Here is a 17,456-nt window from a genome sequence, read left to right on the forward strand (position 1 = left end):
AAAGGCGTTGCGCCGTAAGGCGTAGCGTCATCGACCGTAAGATTTCAGGGGAGCCCTGGGCCAATGCCCTTGCAGGCGATCGCTTTCTATCTGCTGGCTTTCACGACCATCGCGGCGGGCTTGCTCGTCGTGTCGGCTCGGAATCCCGTGCACTCGGTGCTCTTCCTGATCACCGCCTTCTTCTCGGCCGCCGGCCTCTTCGTCCTGCTGGGCGCGGAGTTCCTGGCGATGCTGCTGATTGTCGTCTACGTCGGCGCGGTCGCGGTGCTGTTCCTGTTCGTCGTGATGATGCTCGACGTTGACTTCGCCGAGCTGCGCCAAGGCTTCGTGCAGTACCTGCCGTTCGGCGGGGCGATCGCCCTGGTCATCGCCACCGAGATGGTGATGGTCGTGGCTGCGGTCGCCACCAACGGCGCGGCTTCGCGGAACGCCCTGCCGAACGCCTCGCCGGGCGGCGTCCCCAACACCGAGGCGATCGGTCGCGTGCTCTACACCGACTACGTCTTCTTCTTCCAACTGGCGGGTCTGGTGCTGCTAGTCGCCATGATCGGCGCCATCGTCCTGACCCTGCGCCACAAGCCGGGCGTCAAGCGCCAGGACATCGGCAAGCAAGTCGCCCGTACGCCGAAGACCGGCATGGAACTGGTCCAGATCAAGCCGGGTGAGGGGATCTCCGAATGATCGGCCTGTCGCACTATCTCGTCGTCGCCGCGATCCTGTTTACGATCGGCGTCTTCGGCATCTTCGTGAACCGCAAGAACGTCATCGTCATCCTGATGTCGATCGAACTGATCCTGCTCGCGGTGAACATCAATCTCGTGGCGTTCTCGTCCTTCCTGCACGATGTGGCGGGACAGATCTTCGCCATGTTCGTGCTGACCGTCGCCGCCGCCGAGGCGGCCGTGGGTCTGGCCATTCTCGTCACCTTCTTCCGAAACCGCGGCGACATCGCGGTTGACGACGCCAGCATGATGAAGGGCTAAGCGACGTCATGCAGACGCCAGTCACCCACATACTTGTCACCATTCTCGTTTTCGCGCCGATCATCGCCGCGGCCATCGCCGGCCTGTTCGGCCGCCGCATCGGCGACTTGGCGTCGCAGTCGGTCACCACCGGCGCGCTGATCCTGGCCTGCGGTCTCAGCTGGTACACCTTCAGCCAGTGGACGTGGGGGCACATGGAGGCCTTCACCGTCCACCTGCTGCCGTTCATCGACATCGGCGACTTCCAGGCCGACTGGTCGATCCGTATCGACGCCCTTTCGGCGACCATGCTGATCGTGGTCACGACGGTCTCGGCCCTCGTGCACATCTATTCCTGGGGCTACATGGCCGAGGACGACAGCAAGCCGCGCTTCTTCGCGTACCTGTCGCTGTTCACATTCGCCATGTTGTCGCTGGTCACCGCGGCCGACTTCATGCAGCTGTTCTTCGGCTGGGAAGGCGTGGGCCTGGCCTCGTACCTGCTGATCGGCTTCTGGTACAAGAAGCCGTCGGCGAGCGCTGCGGCCATCAAGGCGTTCGTGGTCAACCGGGTCGGCGACTTCGGTTTCGCTCTCGGCATCATGACCACCTTCTGGGCGTTCGGCACGATCCAGTTCGCCGAGCTGTTCCCGATGATCGCCAGCCACGCCGGCAAGACCTGGGAGTTCGCGGGCCACACCTGGCCGCTGATGGATATCGCCTGCTTCCTGCTGTTCATCGGCGCGATGGGCAAGTCGGCGCAGTTCTTCCTGCACACCTGGCTTCCGGACGCCATGGAAGGCCCGACCCCGGTCTCGGCCCTGATCCACGCGGCCACCATGGTGACCGCTGGCGTTTACATGCTGTGCCTGCTGTCACCGATGTTCGAATACGCCCCGGTGGCCAAGAACATCGTCACGGTGATCGGCGCGGTGACGGCCCTGTTCGCCGCCACGGTCGGCCTGACACAGAACGACATCAAGCGCGTGATCGCCTACTCGACCTGTTCGCAGCTGGGCTACATGTTCTTCGCGGCCGGCGTCGGCGCCTATCAAGCGGCCATGTTCCACCTGTTCACCCACGCCTTCTTCAAGGCGCTGCTTTTCCTGGGCGCCGGTTCGGTTATCCACGGCATGCATCACGAACAGGACATGCGGAAGTACGGCGCCCTGGCCAAGCTGCTGCCGGTGACCTTCATCGCCATGACGATCGGCACGATCGCCATCACGGGCCTCGGCTTCCCGCCGCTGCACCTGGGCTTCGCCGGCTTCTACTCGAAGGACACCATCATCGAAGCGGCCTTCGCGGTCGGCCAGAACAACGGCATCGGGATGTTCGCCTGGGTGATCGGCGTGCTCGTCGCTGGCCTGACCTCGTTCTACTCGTGGCGCCTGGCCTTCTTCACCTTCAACGGCAAGGCGCGCTGGGGTCATGACGACCATCACGCCCACGGTGGCGCCCCCGCCGCTCATGGTCACGACACCCACGCGCACGATGACCACGCTCATGACGATCACGGCCATGGTCACGATCACAAGCCGCACGAAAGCCCGTGGGTGATGCTGTTCCCGCTGATCGTGCTGTCGCTGGGCGCGGTCTTCGCCGGCTTCGTGTTCACAGACTACTTCGTCGGCCACCACCAGGAAGAGTTCTGGCGCGGCGCGATCTATAACGCCCCGACCAACCACGTGCTCCACCAGGCGCATGAAGTGGCCGAGTGGGTGAAGTGGAGCCCGCTGATCGCCTCGATCCTGGGCCTGTTGGTCGCGGTCTACGTCTATCTCTTGAAGGGCGACGAGCGCCTCGGCCTGAAGATGGCCGAACGCAAGGGCCCGCTGTACGTCTTCTTCTACAACAAGTGGTTCTTCGACGAGCTTTACGACGCCACCTTCGTGCGCTTCGCCAAGTTCCTCGGCGACCTGTTCTGGAAGGGCGGCGACCAGAAGATCATCGACGGCCTCGGCCCGGATGGCGTCAGCAGCCTCTCGTATGAGGTGGGCAAGCGCACCGGCAAGCTGCAGACCGGCTATCTCTATCACTACGCGTTTGTCATGCTGCTCGGCGTCGCCGGCCTGCTGACCTTCGCCCTGTACGCCTTCCGTTGAGGGGGACGGAGCTCATGAGCGGCCTTCTCAGCCTTACGACCTTCGCGCCGATCATCGGCGTCGCGGTGATCCTCGCCGCGCGCCTCTTCAGCGGCGCGAGCGAAAAGACCGACACCCTGGCCAAGTGGATCGCGCTCGCGACCACCCTGGTCACGTTCGGCCTGTCGATCGTCCTGACCCTGCAGTTCGACCCGAAGAACCCGGGCTTCCAGTTCGTGGAAGACTTCGCCTGGTTCGCGGGCCTGCATTACCGCATGGGCGTGGACGGCATCTCGGTGCTGTTCGTCCTGCTGACCGCGTTCCTGCTGCCGATCTGCATCATCGCCAGCTGGAAGTCGGTCGAGAAGCGCGTCGTCGAATATCTGATCGCCTTCCTGGTCCTGGAGACCCTGGTGATCGGCGTATTCTGCGCGCTGGACCTGGTGCTGTTCTATCTGTTCTTCGAGTTTGGCCTGGTCCCGATGTTCCTGATCATCGGCATTTGGGGCGGCAAGCGCCGGGTGTACGCGGCCTACAAGTTCTTCCTCTACACGCTGCTCGGCTCGGTGCTGATGCTGGCGGCGATCCTGGCGATGATCTCGATCTCGGGCACCTCGTCGATCCCCGACCTGATGCACTACAAGTTCGCGCCATGGCTGCAGACCTGGCTGTGGCTGGCCTTCTTCGCCTCGTTCGCGGTGAAGATGCCGATGTGGCCGGTGCACACCTGGCTGCCCGACGCCCACGTCGAGGCGCCGACGGCCGGTTCGGTCATCCTGGCGGGCATCCTGCTGAAGATGGGCGGCTACGGCTTCATGCGCTTCAGCCTGCCGATGTTCCCCAACGCCTCGGAGATGTTCCAGCCGCTGGTGTTCGCGATGTCGGCGATCGCCATTGTCTACACATCGCTGGTCGCCTTCCGTCAAACCGACATCAAGAAGCTGATCGCCTACTCGTCGGTCGCCCACATGGGCTTCGTGACCATGGGCATCTTCTCGGGCAATGCGGCGGGCGAACAGGGCGCTTTGTTCCAGATGCTGAGCCACGGGGTGATCTCCGGCGCGCTCTTCCTCTGCGTCGGCGTCGTCTACGACCGCATGCACACCCGCGAGATCGCTTTCTACGGCGGCCTGACCAACCGGATGCCGCACTACGCCTTCGTGTTCCTGCTATTCACGATGGGCAATGTCGGCCTGCCGGGCACCTCGGGCTTCGTCGGTGAAATCCTGACCATGACCGGCGTCTACAAGGCGTCGACATGGACGGCGATCGTAGCGGCGACCGGCGTGATCCTGTCGGCCATGTACGCCCTGACCCTTTATCGTCGGGTCATGTACGGCGAGATCACGAATCCCGAGCTGAAGACCATCACCGATCTGGATGCGCGCGAAATCGTGCTGTTCGTGCCGCTGATCGCGATGACCCTGCTGCTGGGCATCTATCCCAATCTCGTGTTCAACCTGACCGCGACGTCCGTCGACGCGCTCGTCGGCGCTTGGCGCGCCGCCGTGGGCGGGTGAGGAGCCTATGACCTTTTCCGCCCACTTCACGCTCGTCCTGCCTGAGATCGTTCTCGCGATCGCGGCGCTCGTCCTGCTGGTCGCCGGCGCCTTCCGGGGCAAGGTCGGGGCCATCTTCACCCTGGCCGCCGTCGCCGCGCTGATCGCTGCCGCCGCCACGGCGGTGCTGGGACCGCACGGCCGCGCCTTCGGCGGCGTCTACGTCGCCGACGCCGCGGCGACCTACGCCAAGGTCGCCATCTATATCTCGAGCGCCATCGCCGTGGTGCTGGGCGACCGCTGGCTGGCCCAGCGCGGCGACCAGAAGTTCGAGTACGCCGTCCTGGTGATCCTGGCCGCACTCGGCATGGGCGTCACCGCCTCGGCCGGCGACCTGATAAGCCTCTATGTCGGCGTCGAGCTGCAGTCGCTGGCTCTCTATGTGCTGGCCGCCATGCGCCGCGATGACGCCAAGTCGTCGGAAGCGGGCCTGAAGTACTTCGTGCTGGGCGCGCTGTCGTCGGGCCTGCTGTTGTACGGCGCCTCGCTGATCTACGGCTTCACTGGCTCGACCCATTTCAGCCAGATCGCCCTGGCCGCCGCCCATGGCGGCGCGCACGGCACGGGCCTGCTGTTCGGCCTGGTGTTCCTGATCTGCGGCCTGGCGTTCAAGGTCTCGGCCGCGCCGTTCCACATGTGGACCCCGGACGTCTATGAAGGCGCCCCGACCCCGGTCGTCGGCTTCTTCGCCGCCGCCCCGAAGCTGGCCGCCATGATGATGTTCGCCCGCGTGCTGGGCGACGCGTTCCCGGCCGCCGGCGACCAATGGCGCCAGATCCTGGTGATCGCGGCCTTGCTGTCGATCTTTGTCGGCGCCTTCGCGGGCCTGGCCCAGACCAACCTCAAGCGCCTGTGGGCCTATTCCTCGATCGCCAATGTCGGCTACGCCCTGCTGGGCGTCGCGGCCGGCGGCGAGGTCGGCCTGCATGCGATGCTGGTCTTCATGGTCCTCTACATGGTCGACGTCACCGGCTTCTTCGCCTGCCTGCAGGCGCTGAACCGTGACGGCAAGCCCATGGAGACGATCGAGGACATGGCGGGCCTGATCAAGCAACGTCCGGGCGTCGCCCTGGCCATGACCGCGTTCTCGCTGTCGGCCCTGGGCCTGCCGCCGTTCTCCGGCTTCTGGTCGAAGTACTATGTGTTCAAGGCCGCCCTAGGCGCGGGCGACGTGGTCCTGCAATGGGCCGCCGTCCTGGGTCTGGTCGGGTCGGTCGTCGCGGCGTTCTATTACCTGCGCCTGATCAAATCGATGTGGTTCGACGCGCCGGCCGGCTCGGTCGACGCGCCGTCGCCTTCGGCTCAGGCCGTCGGCATCGCGGCGGCGTTCTTCTCGTTCCCGATCGTGCTCGTGGCTCTGGTCTGGCTGGATCCCGCCGCCAGGGCCGCCGCGGCCGCCTTTGGTCACGCGTGACGTGACGGGCGTTTCGCCCGTCGTCGTCCCGCCCATCGTCGTTCTCGACGAGATCGACTCCACCAACGCCGAAGCCCGTCGCCGGGCCGAGGCGGGCGAGGCCGGCCCCATTTGGCTGGTCGGCCTGCGCCAGACCGCCGGCCGAGGCCGGCGCGGCCGGGCCTGGGAAACGGGCGAGGGCAACCTCGCCGCCACCCTGCTTTTTCGTACCGACCGGCCCCCGGCAGAGGCCGCTCAGGTTTCGTTCGTGGCCGCCCTGGCCGTGGCGGACATGCTGGGCCAGTACGTGCCAGATTCGCTCGTCAGCCTGAAATGGCCCAACGACCCGCTGCTGGGCGGGGTGAAGGTCAGCGGTATCCTGATCGAGTCCGGCGCCTCACCCTTGGGCGGTCTGTGGCTAGCCGTCGGCGTGGGGGTCAATCTAGTCCGCGAGCCGGTCGACAGCGAGCGTCCCGCGACCTCGATCGCCACTCATCGCGAAATCCCGCCGCCGAGCGCGCCCGAGGCCGCCCAAGCCCTGGCCGAGGCGTTCGAACGCTGGTCGCGGGTCTGGACCTCGCTGGGCTTTCCCTCCATCGCCGACGCCTGGACGGCTCGCGCCCATGGGCTGGGCGAGCCTTGCGTCGCGCGCCTGGGGGCCGAGACGGTCGAAGGCATCGCCGAGGGACTGGACGGGGACGGGGCTCTGCGGCTTCGTCTGGATGACGGCCGGGTCCGCAGGATCACGGCCGGCGATGTATTTTTCGGAGGCGCGTGATGCTTCTCGCCATTGAACAGGGCAACACCAACACCATGTTCGCCATCCACGACGGACAGTCGTGGCTGGCTCAATGGCGCGCGGCCACCGAGAGCACGCGGACCGCCGACGAGTACGTGGTCTGGCTCTCGCAACTCCTGTCGATGCAGGGCATCGGTTTCCGGGCCATTGACGCGGTGATCATCTCCAGCGTCGTCCCGCAGTCGATCTTCAACCTGCGCAACCTGTCCCGGCGCTATCTCAACGTCGAGCCGCTGGTGATCGGCGAGAACGCCAGGCTGGGCATCGATGTCCGCATCGAGAAGCCCTCCGAGGCCGGCGCCGACCGTCTGGTCAACGCCATCGGCGCGGCGATGATCTATTCTGGGCCGCTGATCGTCATCGACAGCGGCACGGCCACGACCTTCGATATCGTGGCGGCCGACGGCGCGTTCGAAGGCGGGATCATCTCGCCGGGCATCAATCTGTCCATGCAGGCCCTACACGAGGCGGCGGCCAAACTGCCGCGGATCGCCATCCAGCGGCCCGCCGGTAACAGGATCGTGGGGACGGACACCGTCTCGGCCATGCAATCGGGCGTCTTCTGGGGGTATATCTCTCTGATCGAAGGGCTCGTGTCGCGCATCAAGGCTGAGCGCGGCGAGCCCATGACCGTTATCGCCACCGGCGGCGTCGCCTCGTTGTTCGAGGGCGCCACCGACAGCATCGACCACTTCGACTCCGACCTGACGATACGGGGTCTTCTCGAAATCTATCGTCGAAACACCATTTCCGAGACCTGATGAAAAAATCCAAGAGCGACGAGCTCGTCTTCCTGCCGCTGGGCGGATCGAACGAGATCGGCATGAATTTCAACCTGTATGGCTTCGGGCCGGCGCACGATCGCAAGTGGGTCGTCGTCGACCTGGGCGTGACCTTCGGCGACCAGACGACGCCCGGCGTCGAGATCATCCTGCCGGATCCGTCCTATATCGAGCCCTACGCCAAGGACATTATCGGCATCGTCCTGACCCACGCCCACGAAGACCACCTGGGCGCGGTCCACTGGCTGTGGCCGCGCCTGAAGGCGCCGGTCTACGCCACGCCGTTCACCGCCTTCCTGCTGCGTGAAAAGCTGCGGGACGCGGGCATACTGGACGACGTGCCGATCACCGAGGTGCCGCTGGGCGGCCGTTTCTCGCTGGGTCCGTTCGACCTGGAACTGATCACCCTGACGCACTCGATTCCCGAGCCGAACGGCCTGGCGATCAAGACGCCGCTGGGCACGATCCTGCACACCGGCGACTGGAAGATCGATCCCGAGCCGCAGCTGGGCGCGCCGACCGATGACGCCGCCCTACGCCGCCTGGGCGACGAGGGCGTGCTGGCCATGGTCTGCGACAGCACCAACGTCTTCGTCGAAGGCGAGGCCGGTTCGGAAGCGGGCGTCCGCGAGGCGCTGGGCAATCTGATCAAGAGTCTGTCTGGCAAGATCGCCGTGGCCTGCTTCGCCTCGAACGTGGCCCGCATGGACACCGTGATCCGCGCCGCCCAGGCGTGCGGCCGCAAGGTAAGCCTGGCCGGCCGTTCTATGCACCGCATGGCCGCCGCGGCGCGGTCGGTCGGTCTGCTGCAGGGCCTCGAGCCCTTCATCAACGACGACCAGGCCAAGCACCTGCCCGAGGACCAAGTCCTGTTCCTCTGCACCGGCAGCCAGGGCGAGGCCCGCGCCGCGCTGTCGCGCATCGCCGACGGCAGCCATCCGCACGTTAAGCTGGGGCAGGGAGACCACGTCATCTTCTCGTCGCGGGTCATCCCGGGCAACGAGATCCCGATCCGCAACCTGCAGAACAAGCTGGCCGACCGAGGCGTGCGTCTGCACACCGAGCGCGACACGCCCGGCATCCACGTCTCGGGTCACCCGTGCCGTGAAGAACTGCGCCAGATGTATGCGTGGGTGCGTCCGACGATCGCGGTGCCGACCCATGGCGAGCGCCGTCACCTGATCGAGCACGCCGCCTTCGCCAAGGACCTGCAGGTCCCGCACGCCATCTCGCCGCGTAACGGCGACATGGTGCGCCTGGCGCCGGGGCATCCAGAGATCATCGACGAGGTGCCAGCCGGGCGCCTGTATGTCGATGGCGGCGTGGTCACCCCCGAGAACGGCGACGCCCTGCGCGAGCGCCGCCACGCGGCGTTCAACGGCATGCTGGTGGTGTCGATCGTCCTGGACGGTCGCAACAAGATTGTGTCGGGTCCGCAAGTGCGCGGCATCGGTTTGGCTGGCGACGAAGAGTACTCGCTGGACGACGCGCTCGACGATCTCGCCGAGGAAGCCGAGACCGCCTACAAGAAGCTGGGCGGTGACACCCGGGAGCAGGACGAGGCGATCGAGAGCGCCATCTCCCGCGCCGTGAAGAAGGCGGCGTTCCGTATCTGGGAACGCAAGCCGGTCGTCGAAACCACGGTCCTGCGCCTGTGATCTTCCGCCGTGGCCGTTCCGCCGAGCCCCAGACGTCGGCCTCGCCGACCCCGGGGGCCGGCGAGTACGGCTACGCGGTCCAGATCGTCCGCCACCTCTATCAGGATCTGCTCAAGCGCGAGCCGGATCCCGACGCCCTGGCCGCCTGCGTGGCCTGGATGGAGCGTGGCGCGACGATCGAGGACATCAAGACCGAGATCGTCGGTTCGCCGGAATATCGCGAGCGTGTCTCCGGGCATCCGATCGCCAAGTTTCCGGCCATCTACCGTCCGGAGCGGATCTCCTACTTCACGCACCGGGGCCGTTTCCGTCCGCTGGCGATCAGCATCGAGACGGTCAATATCTGCAACAACGACTGCGTGATCTGCCCGTACTCGATCCAGACCCGCAAGAAGCAAGGCATGGACATGGCGGTATTCGCCAAGGTCGTGGCGGACTACGCGGCCCTGGGCGGCGGCCCAGTCACCCTGACGCCGATGGTCGGCGAAGTGTTGCTGGACAAACAGCTTCTGGAACGCCTGCGGCTGCTGCGCGCGACGCCGGCGATCTCCCGCGTCTCGGCGATCACCAACGCCACCATGGCCTATCTTTATACGGACGAAGAGCTGGCCGAACTGGCCGGCTATTTCGACCGCATCACCGTGTCGGTGTACGGCCTGGACGCCGAAGAATTCGCGCTGATGACCCGCAAGGACCAGTACGACCGGTTCATGGACTCGCTGGGCCGGCTGATCCGCATCTTCGGCGTCGCCAAGGTCGGGCTGGGCGCGCGGCACCTGCGCGAACGCACCGCCGACGAGATCGAGGCGTGGCTGGCGGACGTGGCGCGTCGCGCCGGCGTCGCGCCAAGCTTGCTATCTCTGCCGGGCACCAAAACCTATGCCAACTGGACGGTGTTCGACACGTCCAAGCCGCTGCCGCTGGACGCCGAGTGGATGCCGCCGCGGCGCAACACCGAGCAGTGCGCGCTGCCGCTGGTCAGCCTGCAGGTGCTCTCGAGCGGTCAGGTGTCATTCTGCGGCTGCGCCGACTTCGACGGCAAGACGGCCTTGATGCTGGGCGACATCCGCGACGCCAGCCTGGCCGAACTGCTGGGCTCGGATCGCGTCAGGGCCCTGTGGGATTGGCAGGGGCGCGGTGTGCCCGAGCCTTGCAAGGGCTGCAGCTTCTACATGCCGATCAGCAAGCTGAATGATCTGCACTCGGCTTTCAGCGATCCGATTGGTACGTTCGGGGGCTAGGGAGAAAGACCATGATCGGCAAGCTGAACCACGTCGGCGTCGCGACGCCTTCGATCGACGACTCGGTGAAGATGTATCGCGACCTGCTGGGCGCGACCTCGGTGACCGAGAAGTGGGCGATGCCAGAGCAGGGGGTCTGGGTCTGTTTCGTCAACCTGCCCAACAGCCAGATCGAGCTGATCGAGCCCTATGGCGAAAACTCGCCGATCCACGGCTTCCTGGCCAAGAACCCCAAAGGGGGGCAGCACCACATTTGCTTCGAGGTGGAGAACATCTACGACGCGCGCGATGATCTGGTGGCCAAGGGCGCGACCGTGCTGGGCGAACCCCGCATCGGGGCCCACGGCACGATGATCATCTTCGTCCACCCCAAGGACATGGGCGGCCTGCTGGTCGAGCTCATGGAAACGCCCCAAAACACTGCTGGTAAGGATGCTCACTGATGAGCCCGATCACCTGGTTCGCGATCTACCTGACCATCTGGTGGACGGTTCTGTTCGCCGTCCTGCCGCTGGGCTCGCGCAGCTACCACGAGGCTGGTATCAAGACGCCGGGCGGGGGCGATCCGGGCGCGCCGATCAATCCGAACCTCAAGCGCAAGTTCATCACCACGACGTGGGTCTCGGCCGTGGTGTTCGTGCTGTTCTTCCTGGTCGTGCACTTCAACCTGGTCACGCTGCCTGATCTTCCTCAGTGGGGTAAGGCCTAGCGGACGTGCGAATGCACAAGCCTTGGGCGCGGGGTGAGCAATCTGCCCTCGAACGCCCAAGCCTTGGGCGAACGGTCTCATTGTGAGCGCTTCCCTCGCATGGCCGTGCCCCAACAGATGTTTGGTTGGTAAGGTCACTTCATGAGATCGGCCTTGCCGGTCTCGCTCTGTGGCGTCTTCCCCGACGATGACTTGAAAGGCCGCGCGGCGATCCGCGCGGCCTCTCTTTTATTCGTGTCGGGAGCCATACTTTAGTCCAAAGCGTGACAGCAGAAAGTGGATGCCGGTTTCTGCGATCGTCACGCTTCGACTCCTTGGTGGACGAGCCCTCTAACCCGGTTCAGATCAAAGATCTGAACCGGGCGGGCTCTACCGCGTTGCCAAGCTGTCGGACGAGAGGCTATCTCAGGCCTCCTTGAATTCCCCGGAGTTTCCACGCGCATGCGCTTGTCGCGCTATTTCCTGCCGGTGCTGAAGGAAGCACCGTCCGACGCCCAGATCGTTTCGCATCAGCTGATGCTTCGCGCCGGCATGATCCGCCAGGAAGCGGCGGGCATCTATGCCTGGCTGCCACTGGGCTTCCGCGTGCTGAAGAAGATCGAGCAGATCGTCCGCGAGGAAATGGATCGCGCCGGCGCCATCGAGCTGCTGATGCCGACGCTTCAGCTGGCCGACCTGTGGCGCGAGTCGGGTCGCTACGACGCCTATGGCCCGGAGATGCTGCGCATCACCGACCGCCACGAGCGCGAGCTTCTGTACGGGCCCACCAACGAGGAAATGATCACCGAGATCTTCCGCGGTTCGGTGCGCAGCTATCGCGACCTGCCCAAGAACCTCTACCACGTGCAGTGGAAGTTCCGCGACGAGACCCGTCCGCGCTTCGGCGTGATGCGCGGCCGCGAGTTCCTGATGAAGGACGCCTACAGCTTTGACCTCGACGCCGAGGGCGCGCGCAAGGCCTACAACCGCATGTTCGTGGCCTATCTGAACCTGTTCGAACGCATGGGCCTGAAGGCCGTGCCGATGCGCGCCGACACCGGTCCGATCGGCGGCGACCTGAGCCATGAGTTCATCGTCCTGGCCGAGACGGGCGAAAGCGCCGTATTCTGCCACAAGGATCTGGTCGAGATGCCGGCGCCGGGGCCGGACGTCGACTGGTACGGCGACCTGCAGCCGCTGGTGAACCAGCGCACGGCGCTGTACGCCGCGACGGAGGAAATGCACGACGAAGCCGCCTTCGGCGCCCTGCCGGAAGGTGACCGCCTATCGGCGCGCGGCATCGAGGTCGGCCACATCTTCTCGTTCGGGACCAAGTACTCCGAGCCGATGAAGGCCGTGGTCACCGGTCCCGACGGCAAGGACGTGCCGGTGCAGATGGGCAGCTACGGCGTCGGCGTCTCGCGCCTGCTGGGCGCGATCATCGAGGCCAGTCACGACGAGGCCGGGATCATCTGGCCGGAAAGCGTCGCGCCGTTCGATGTCGGCATCGTCAACATGCGCCAGGGCGACGCCGCGTGCGACGCGGCCTGCGAGACGGCCTATGCCGCGCTCAAGGCCGCGGGCAAGGATGTGCTGTACGACGACACCGACGCCCGCGGCGGCGCCAAGTTCGCCACCATGGACCTGATCGGCCTGCCCTGGCAGCTGGTCATCGGCCCCAAGGGCATCGCCGAGGGCGTGGTCGAGATCAAGAACCGCAAGACCGGCGAGCGCCACACCGCCTCGCTGGAATCGGTCCTCGACGGCCTGACCAAGAGCAAGACCGCCTGATGCCAGACGTCCGCGCCGCCGGTCCCTTCAGCCGTTGGGAGCGCTCCGTCGCTCGCCGGTATCTGTTCGCCAAGCGCAAGAACGGCGGCGTGGCGCTTATCGCGGTCATCTCATTCAGCGCGGTGATGTTGGCGGTCTTCGCCCTTATCACCGTGATGAGCGTCATGAACGGCTTCAGGGCTGAACTGCTGGGCAGGATCGTGGGCTTCAACGGCCACCTCTACGCCCAGTCGCCGCTCATAAATGGACCGGACCGGGACGCCATCATTCGTCGCATCAAGGGCGCGCCGGGCGTGATCCAGGCCGCCCCGATGGTCGAGGCGCAGGCCATGGTCATCGGCCCGACACAGGTGACCGGCGCCATCGTGCGCGGGGTTACGCCCGGCGACCTGCGGCACATGTCGCTGATCTCCAGCAACATCAAGAAGGGCTCGCTGCAGGGCTTCGGCCAGGGCGAGTACGGCGGCGATATCGTCCTGATCGGCGACCGCATGGCCCAGACCCTGGGCGTGCAGCCGGGCGATCCGATCACCCTGATCTCGCCGACGGGACCGGCCACGGCGTTCGGGACCTCGACCCGCGAGAAGAACTACATCGTCGGCGGCCTGTTCAGCGTCGGCATGAGCCAGTTCGACGAGGCCTTTATCTACATGCCGCTGGAGCAGGCCCAACTGTTCTTCGGTCGCGACACCTCGGTCGACTATGTCGAGATCAAGGTCGACGACCCGGACAAGGCCAAGGAATACAAGCACGACGTCGAGGTCGCCTCCGGCCCCGGCGCGCTGGTGACCGACTGGCAGGACAAGAACCATAGCTACTTCACCGCGCTCCAGGTCGAGCGGAAGGTGATGCGGCTGATCCTGTTCTGCATCGTCGCCATCGCCACCCTGAATATCATCTCCAGCCTGGTCATGCTGGTGAAGAACAAGGGCAAGGACATCGCCATCTTGCGCACCATGGGCGCCAGTCAGGGCGCTGTGCTGCGGATCTTCGTGATGGCGGGCGCCTCGATCGGCGTGGCCGGCACGCTGTGCGGCCTGGCCCTGGGGGTGGTGTTCTGCGCCTATATCACCCCGATCCAGAACTTCGTGGAATGGGTCACCGGCACGGCCGTGTTCAGCGCCGACGTCTACATGCTCTCGCACATTCCGGCCAAGATCGACTGGACAGAGGTCGGTGGGATCGTCGCGCTGTCGGCCCTGATGAGCGTGCTGGCGACGCTGCCGCCGGCCATGCGCGCCTCGCGCCTCGATCCGGTGGAGGCGCTTCGCTATGAGTGATCCGATACAGCCTTCGCCGATTTTGGCCCTGCGCGGGGTCGAGCGCGTCTACAAGACCGAGGCTGGCGCCCTGCCGGTGCTGCGCGGCGTCGACATCGACGTCTATCCGGGCGAGGTCGTCGGGCTGATTGGTCCCTCGGGGTCGGGCAAGTCGTCGCTGTTGCACTCGGCGGGCCTGCTGGAGCATCCCGACGCCGGGCTCGTGGCCCTTGAGGGCCGCGACTGCTCGAAGCTGTCAGAACGCGCCCGCACGCGCATCCGTCTGGGCACGGTCGGTTTCGTCTATCAGTTCCACCACTTGCTGCCCGAGTTCTCGGCCCTTGAGAACGTGGCCATGCCGCTGTCCATCGCTGGCAAGAGCCGTCGCGAGGCTGAAGCGCGCGCCAAGGAGCTGCTCGAAGGCCTTGGCCTTGGCCCCCGTATGAACCACCAGCCGGCCCAGATGTCCGGCGGCGAACAGCAGCGCGTGGCCATCGCCCGCGCCCTGGCCAACCGCCCCAAGCTGCTGCTTGCCGACGAGCCGACCGGCAATCTCGATCCGGCGACGTCGGCGACGGTGTTTCAGGCCCTGTACCAGACCTGCCGCCAGCAGGGCGTGGCGGCCCTGATCGCCACGCACAACATGGAGCTGGCGCGCTACATGGACCGCGTTCTGGCCCTCAAGGATGGACACCTGGAAGCCCAACGCGTCTAGACGTGCGTTTCGGCTAGAACTGATGGCGGAAGGCCGTTTGCAGGACCGTCTGGTCCTGGGAGGGCGCAAGGCCCAGTCGCGCGCGGTCGCGGCGGAAGCTGTCGATATAAAGAGCTTCGAACACGATCTGGGCGTTGGGCCGGACGTCCCATCGATAGGCCGCCAGCGCCGACCAGCCATGCTCGGCATTGTTGTCCGTGGCCTTGTTGGTGCGGTCGGTTGTCGAGAAATGGTCGTAGCGCACAGTCGCCGACCCTGGCCCAAGCGCCTTGGTCGCCGAGACATAGGCCGCCTCGAACCCCATGTCGGCCCAGAGGCCAAGGGCGTTCGAATAGCCCATCAGGGTCTCGCCGGTCATGACCTGGGCCTTGAGCGCGACGGCGTCGAGATCCAGCCGTATCCCGAGGTTCCAGAACCGCGTTTCCCACGACCATTCGCGGCGGGTGTCGACGCTGGTTCGGTCGCCCTCGTTATCATAGCGGAAGAGGTCGAAGGCCAGTCGCGAGGTCGGCCGCCATTCGAGGCGGCCGTAGTAGCCGATCCGCCCGTCGATCTCGGCCAGGGGCGTGGTCGACGGCGCCTGCCGCGTGGCCATCTTGGCGCTCAGCGGCGGCAGAGGGAAACGGCCGAACACCGGGGACTTCAGATCGTGCAACGCCCAGCCTCGGAATGTCAGCTCCGTACCTGATGTGTCGCCGTTCTTGAAGGCCCCGGCGGTCAGGCTGAAACTCTGGCCGGCGATCGTGCGGCGGATCGTGGCCTCGCCCCCGACCACCTTGGTCTCCTCGGCCACCCAGGTGTTGATCGCCGAGGGCGTGATGGTGTCGGGCACGGACCAGTCCAGGCCGTCGTGCTCCAGCGAGATCGGCGGATAGAACACGCCGGCGCGCGCCGAGAGCCGCAGGGATGCGCCGGGCCGCGATCGATAGGCCAGATAGCCTTCGCCCAGATCAACCAGATGCCTTTGGCCGTCCTGGCTGTCACCGACGACCACGGCCGAGACGGTGTCGGAGAACCGGGGGTTCCAGACCAGGGCCGCTTCGCCCAGGCGCAGGCCCTGATGGTCATCGCCGAACCGGGCCTTGCCGACCGCGCCGTCAACCCACGACCTCTCGCCGTCGGCCGCGACCAGGCGCAGGTCGACAAGGCCGGAAATCGTATCGCGAGAGAAGAAATCCGTCTGGGCATGCGCCGCGCCGACGCTCGCCAAGCTTAGCCACAAGATCAGTATCGCGGTGGCTTGCTGTCCCATGGCCCGAAAACTGGACCCGACCGGCTACGATGAGGTTAAAGCAGAGTGTTCTTCATGGCGGTGAAGAAACCGGCCTGGTCGATCTTCTTGACGACCCTTGCGTTGGGTGGTCGACGTTTGAGGGCAGGGTCGGCGATCTCGATATCTGGCAGTATCGCGTGCGACACGCTGAGATAGCCGCGGGTCAGCTCGCCCATCGTCTCGACATCGACCACGCAGTCCTCGGCCTCCAGGATCAGCTGTTCGTCGAGCGCGATGGCGCAGGTCAGGGCGTCTGGATGCAGGCTGCCGTCCAGCCCCTCGGTTTCGCGGGCGAAGGCGAGCGAGGCGCGGTTCACGTCGGTGAAGAACCGGGCCTTGTCCGTGCCCAGCGCCTCCAGTTCCGCCAGTTGCGCCGTGCTCCACAGGCCGTCCTGAAGGGTGAGGGTCCAGGTGGCGATCGACAGGTTGAAGCCGGCGTTGACGACGATCTTGGCGGCTTCCGGATCGACATAGAAATTGTATTCGGCCGCCGGTGTGACATTGCCGACGCCGTTGTCCGTGCCGCCCATCACCCACAGATGCTTCAGCGCCTTGGCGATGCGCGGCTCACGCAGATAGGCCAGGGCGACATTGGTCAGCGGCGCCTGGGCGATCAGGGTGATCTCGCCGGGCGCGTCCATGATCCGCCGGACCAGTTCGTCGACGGCGTGCCCCCCGGCGGGACGTTGGATGGTCCTGGGAAAGCCGCTGTCGCTCATCCCGTCGTGGCCGAAGACATAGGCCGCGTCGAGCGGCGCCCGCGTGAACGGCGTCTGGGCGCCCAGATAGACGGGGACTTCGCCGGCCTTGCCGCACCGCTCCAGCGTCACCAGCGCGTTCTCGGCATGCTGGACGAAGCCGACATTGCCGTGAGCGATCGTGATCGCCTCGACGGTCACGCCAGGCCGGGTGAGGGCGAGCATCAGCGAGAAGACGTCGTCGCCGGCGGTGTCGGTGTCGATGATCAGGCGCATGGCCTCGATCTGAACCGATCCGCTCGCCTTGGCCATATCGAAAGTCGCTACGCGCGGCTGCCTATCGAGTGACTCGGGCCAGGAAAATGCGGTGGAACGTCGCGGAACATCTTGTGAACGGAACAAAAGCGGAATATGGAACAAAACAAGAAATCTGTGGAGGCTCCTATGATCCGTATCGCCCGTGAGTCTTTGGCCCTTGTGTCGGTCGCCAGCTTCGTCTGGATGATGTGTACGGTCGCCAACCTGGTGGCTTGAGTCGTATGACGGCGGTCGTC

General features: G+C 65.6%; 17 protein-coding genes. 15 read left to right on the top strand and 2 right to left on the bottom strand.

Annotation, left to right across the window (positions count from 1 at the left end; all coding sequences use genetic code 11):
- Window positions 1-63: 63 nt before the first annotated feature.
- The 14 genes from ACW175_RS11005 (at window position 64) to ACW175_RS11070 (ending at window position 14,931) form a co-directional block, all read left to right on the top strand.
- A complete protein-coding gene (locus tag ACW175_RS11005; RefSeq protein WP_099577600.1) occupies window positions 64-681 on the top strand; it encodes an NADH-quinone oxidoreductase subunit J in 618 nt (205 codons plus the stop codon).
- Window positions 678-983 carry an NADH-quinone oxidoreductase subunit NuoK gene (gene nuoK / locus ACW175_RS11010; protein ID WP_099577602.1) on the top strand — a complete coding sequence of 102 codons (306 nt, stop codon included), beginning with the start codon at window positions 678-680 and terminating at the stop codon, window positions 981-983. Before ACW175_RS11005 ends, nuoK begins: the two co-directional genes overlap by 4 nt.
- 8 nt (window positions 984-991) lie before the next feature.
- Entirely contained in the window at window positions 992-3,067 is a 2,076-nt protein-coding gene (gene nuoL, locus ACW175_RS11015; RefSeq protein ID WP_492104507.1) for an NADH-quinone oxidoreductase subunit L, read from the top strand.
- Entirely contained in the window at window positions 3,064-4,566 is a 1,503-nt protein-coding gene (locus ACW175_RS11020; RefSeq protein ID WP_492104508.1) for an NADH-quinone oxidoreductase subunit M, read from the top strand. Before nuoL ends, ACW175_RS11020 begins: the two co-directional genes overlap by 4 nt.
- A 7-nt stretch (window positions 4,567-4,573) precedes the next feature.
- A complete protein-coding gene (nuoN, locus tag ACW175_RS11025) occupies window positions 4,574-6,019 on the top strand; it encodes an NADH-quinone oxidoreductase subunit NuoN (RefSeq protein WP_492104509.1) in 1,446 nt (481 codons plus the stop codon).
- Between the two features lies 1 nt (window position 6,020).
- On the top strand, window positions 6,021-6,776 hold the full coding sequence (locus ACW175_RS11030; RefSeq protein WP_492104946.1) for a biotin--[acetyl-CoA-carboxylase] ligase: 756 nt from the start codon (window positions 6,021-6,023) through the stop codon (window positions 6,774-6,776).
- The gene (locus ACW175_RS11035; protein ID WP_492104510.1) at window positions 6,773-7,558 is read left to right on the top strand and encodes a type III pantothenate kinase; all 786 of its coding nucleotides are present in this window, start codon (window positions 6,773-6,775) and stop codon (window positions 7,556-7,558) included. The genes ACW175_RS11030 and ACW175_RS11035 overlap by 4 nt, the downstream gene beginning before the upstream one ends.
- Window positions 7,558-9,237, top strand: a complete 1,680-nt coding sequence (locus ACW175_RS11040) for a ribonuclease J (RefSeq protein ID WP_492104511.1) — start codon at window positions 7,558-7,560, stop codon at window positions 9,235-9,237. Before ACW175_RS11035 ends, ACW175_RS11040 begins: the two co-directional genes overlap by 1 nt.
- On the top strand, window positions 9,234-10,478 hold the full coding sequence (locus tag ACW175_RS11045) for a radical SAM/SPASM domain-containing protein (RefSeq protein ID WP_492104512.1): 1,245 nt from the start codon (window positions 9,234-9,236) through the stop codon (window positions 10,476-10,478). The genes ACW175_RS11040 and ACW175_RS11045 overlap by 4 nt, the downstream gene beginning before the upstream one ends.
- Before the next feature lie 11 nt (window positions 10,479-10,489).
- Window positions 10,490-10,921 (top strand): methylmalonyl-CoA epimerase, encoded by a 432-nt coding sequence (gene mce / locus ACW175_RS11050; protein ID WP_492104513.1) that lies wholly within the window; start codon window positions 10,490-10,492, stop codon window positions 10,919-10,921.
- A complete protein-coding gene (locus ACW175_RS11055; protein ID WP_492104514.1) occupies window positions 10,921-11,187 on the top strand; it encodes a DUF1467 family protein in 267 nt (88 codons plus the stop codon). Before mce ends, ACW175_RS11055 begins: the two co-directional genes overlap by 1 nt.
- Before the next feature lie 441 nt (window positions 11,188-11,628).
- On the top strand, window positions 11,629-12,957 hold the full coding sequence (gene proS, locus ACW175_RS11060) for a proline--tRNA ligase (RefSeq protein WP_492104515.1): 1,329 nt from the start codon (window positions 11,629-11,631) through the stop codon (window positions 12,955-12,957).
- On the top strand, window positions 12,957-14,237 hold the full coding sequence (locus ACW175_RS11065) for a lipoprotein-releasing ABC transporter permease subunit (protein ID WP_492104516.1): 1,281 nt from the start codon (window positions 12,957-12,959) through the stop codon (window positions 14,235-14,237). The genes proS and ACW175_RS11065 overlap by 1 nt, the downstream gene beginning before the upstream one ends.
- Window positions 14,230-14,931 carry an ABC transporter ATP-binding protein gene (locus tag ACW175_RS11070; protein ID WP_492104517.1) on the top strand — a complete coding sequence of 234 codons (702 nt, stop codon included), beginning with the start codon at window positions 14,230-14,232 and terminating at the stop codon, window positions 14,929-14,931. The genes ACW175_RS11065 and ACW175_RS11070 overlap by 8 nt, the downstream gene beginning before the upstream one ends.
- A 13-nt stretch (window positions 14,932-14,944) precedes the next feature.
- On the opposite strand, the gene ACW175_RS11075 is transcribed toward ACW175_RS11070, so the two are convergent.
- A complete protein-coding gene (locus ACW175_RS11075) occupies window positions 14,945-16,153 on the bottom strand; it encodes a hypothetical protein (protein WP_492104518.1) in 1,209 nt (402 codons plus the stop codon).
- Window positions 16,154-16,218: 65 nt separating this feature from the next.
- A complete protein-coding gene (locus ACW175_RS11080) occupies window positions 16,219-17,178 on the bottom strand; it encodes a nucleoside hydrolase (RefSeq protein ID WP_492104947.1) in 960 nt (319 codons plus the stop codon).
- A 168-nt stretch (window positions 17,179-17,346) separates the two neighbouring features.
- Between ACW175_RS11080 and sidA the strand changes: the two genes are divergently transcribed.
- The gene (gene sidA, locus ACW175_RS11085) at window positions 17,347-17,436 is read left to right on the top strand and encodes a cell division inhibitor SidA (RefSeq protein ID WP_099577629.1); all 90 of its coding nucleotides are present in this window, start codon (window positions 17,347-17,349) and stop codon (window positions 17,434-17,436) included.
- Window positions 17,437-17,456 lie beyond the last annotated feature (20 nt).

Source organism: Caulobacter sp. FV1ye6ST (assembly GCF_058681225.1).

What these genes read in the sequence shown, in the direction of transcription:
- ACW175_RS11005 (WP_099577600.1), top strand. Translation starts at nt 64, where the DNA reads ATGCCCTTGCAGGCGATCGCTTTCTATCTGCTGGCTTTCACGACCATC.
- nuoK (WP_099577602.1), top strand. Translation starts at nt 678, where the DNA reads ATGATCGGCCTGTCGCACTATCTCGTCGTCGCCGCGATCCTGTTTACG.
- nuoL (WP_492104507.1), top strand. Translation starts at nt 992, where the DNA reads ATGCAGACGCCAGTCACCCACATACTTGTCACCATTCTCGTTTTCGCG.
- nuoN (WP_492104509.1), top strand. Translation starts at nt 4,574, where the DNA reads ATGACCTTTTCCGCCCACTTCACGCTCGTCCTGCCTGAGATCGTTCTC.
- ACW175_RS11040 (WP_492104511.1), top strand. Translation starts at nt 7,558, where the DNA reads ATGAAAAAATCCAAGAGCGACGAGCTCGTCTTCCTGCCGCTGGGCGGA.
- mce (WP_492104513.1), top strand. Translation starts at nt 10,490, where the DNA reads ATGATCGGCAAGCTGAACCACGTCGGCGTCGCGACGCCTTCGATCGAC.
- ACW175_RS11055 (WP_492104514.1), top strand. Translation starts at nt 10,921, where the DNA reads ATGAGCCCGATCACCTGGTTCGCGATCTACCTGACCATCTGGTGGACG.
- proS (WP_492104515.1), top strand. Translation starts at nt 11,629, where the DNA reads ATGCGCTTGTCGCGCTATTTCCTGCCGGTGCTGAAGGAAGCACCGTCC.
- ACW175_RS11065 (WP_492104516.1), top strand. Translation starts at nt 12,957, where the DNA reads ATGCCAGACGTCCGCGCCGCCGGTCCCTTCAGCCGTTGGGAGCGCTCC.
- ACW175_RS11070 (WP_492104517.1), top strand. Translation starts at nt 14,230, where the DNA reads ATGAGTGATCCGATACAGCCTTCGCCGATTTTGGCCCTGCGCGGGGTC.
- ACW175_RS11080 (WP_492104947.1), bottom strand. Translation starts at nt 17,178, where the DNA reads ATGCGCCTGATCATCGACACCGACACCGCCGGCGACGACGTCTTCTCG.
- sidA (WP_099577629.1), top strand. Translation starts at nt 17,347, where the DNA reads ATGATCCGTATCGCCCGTGAGTCTTTGGCCCTTGTGTCGGTCGCCAGC.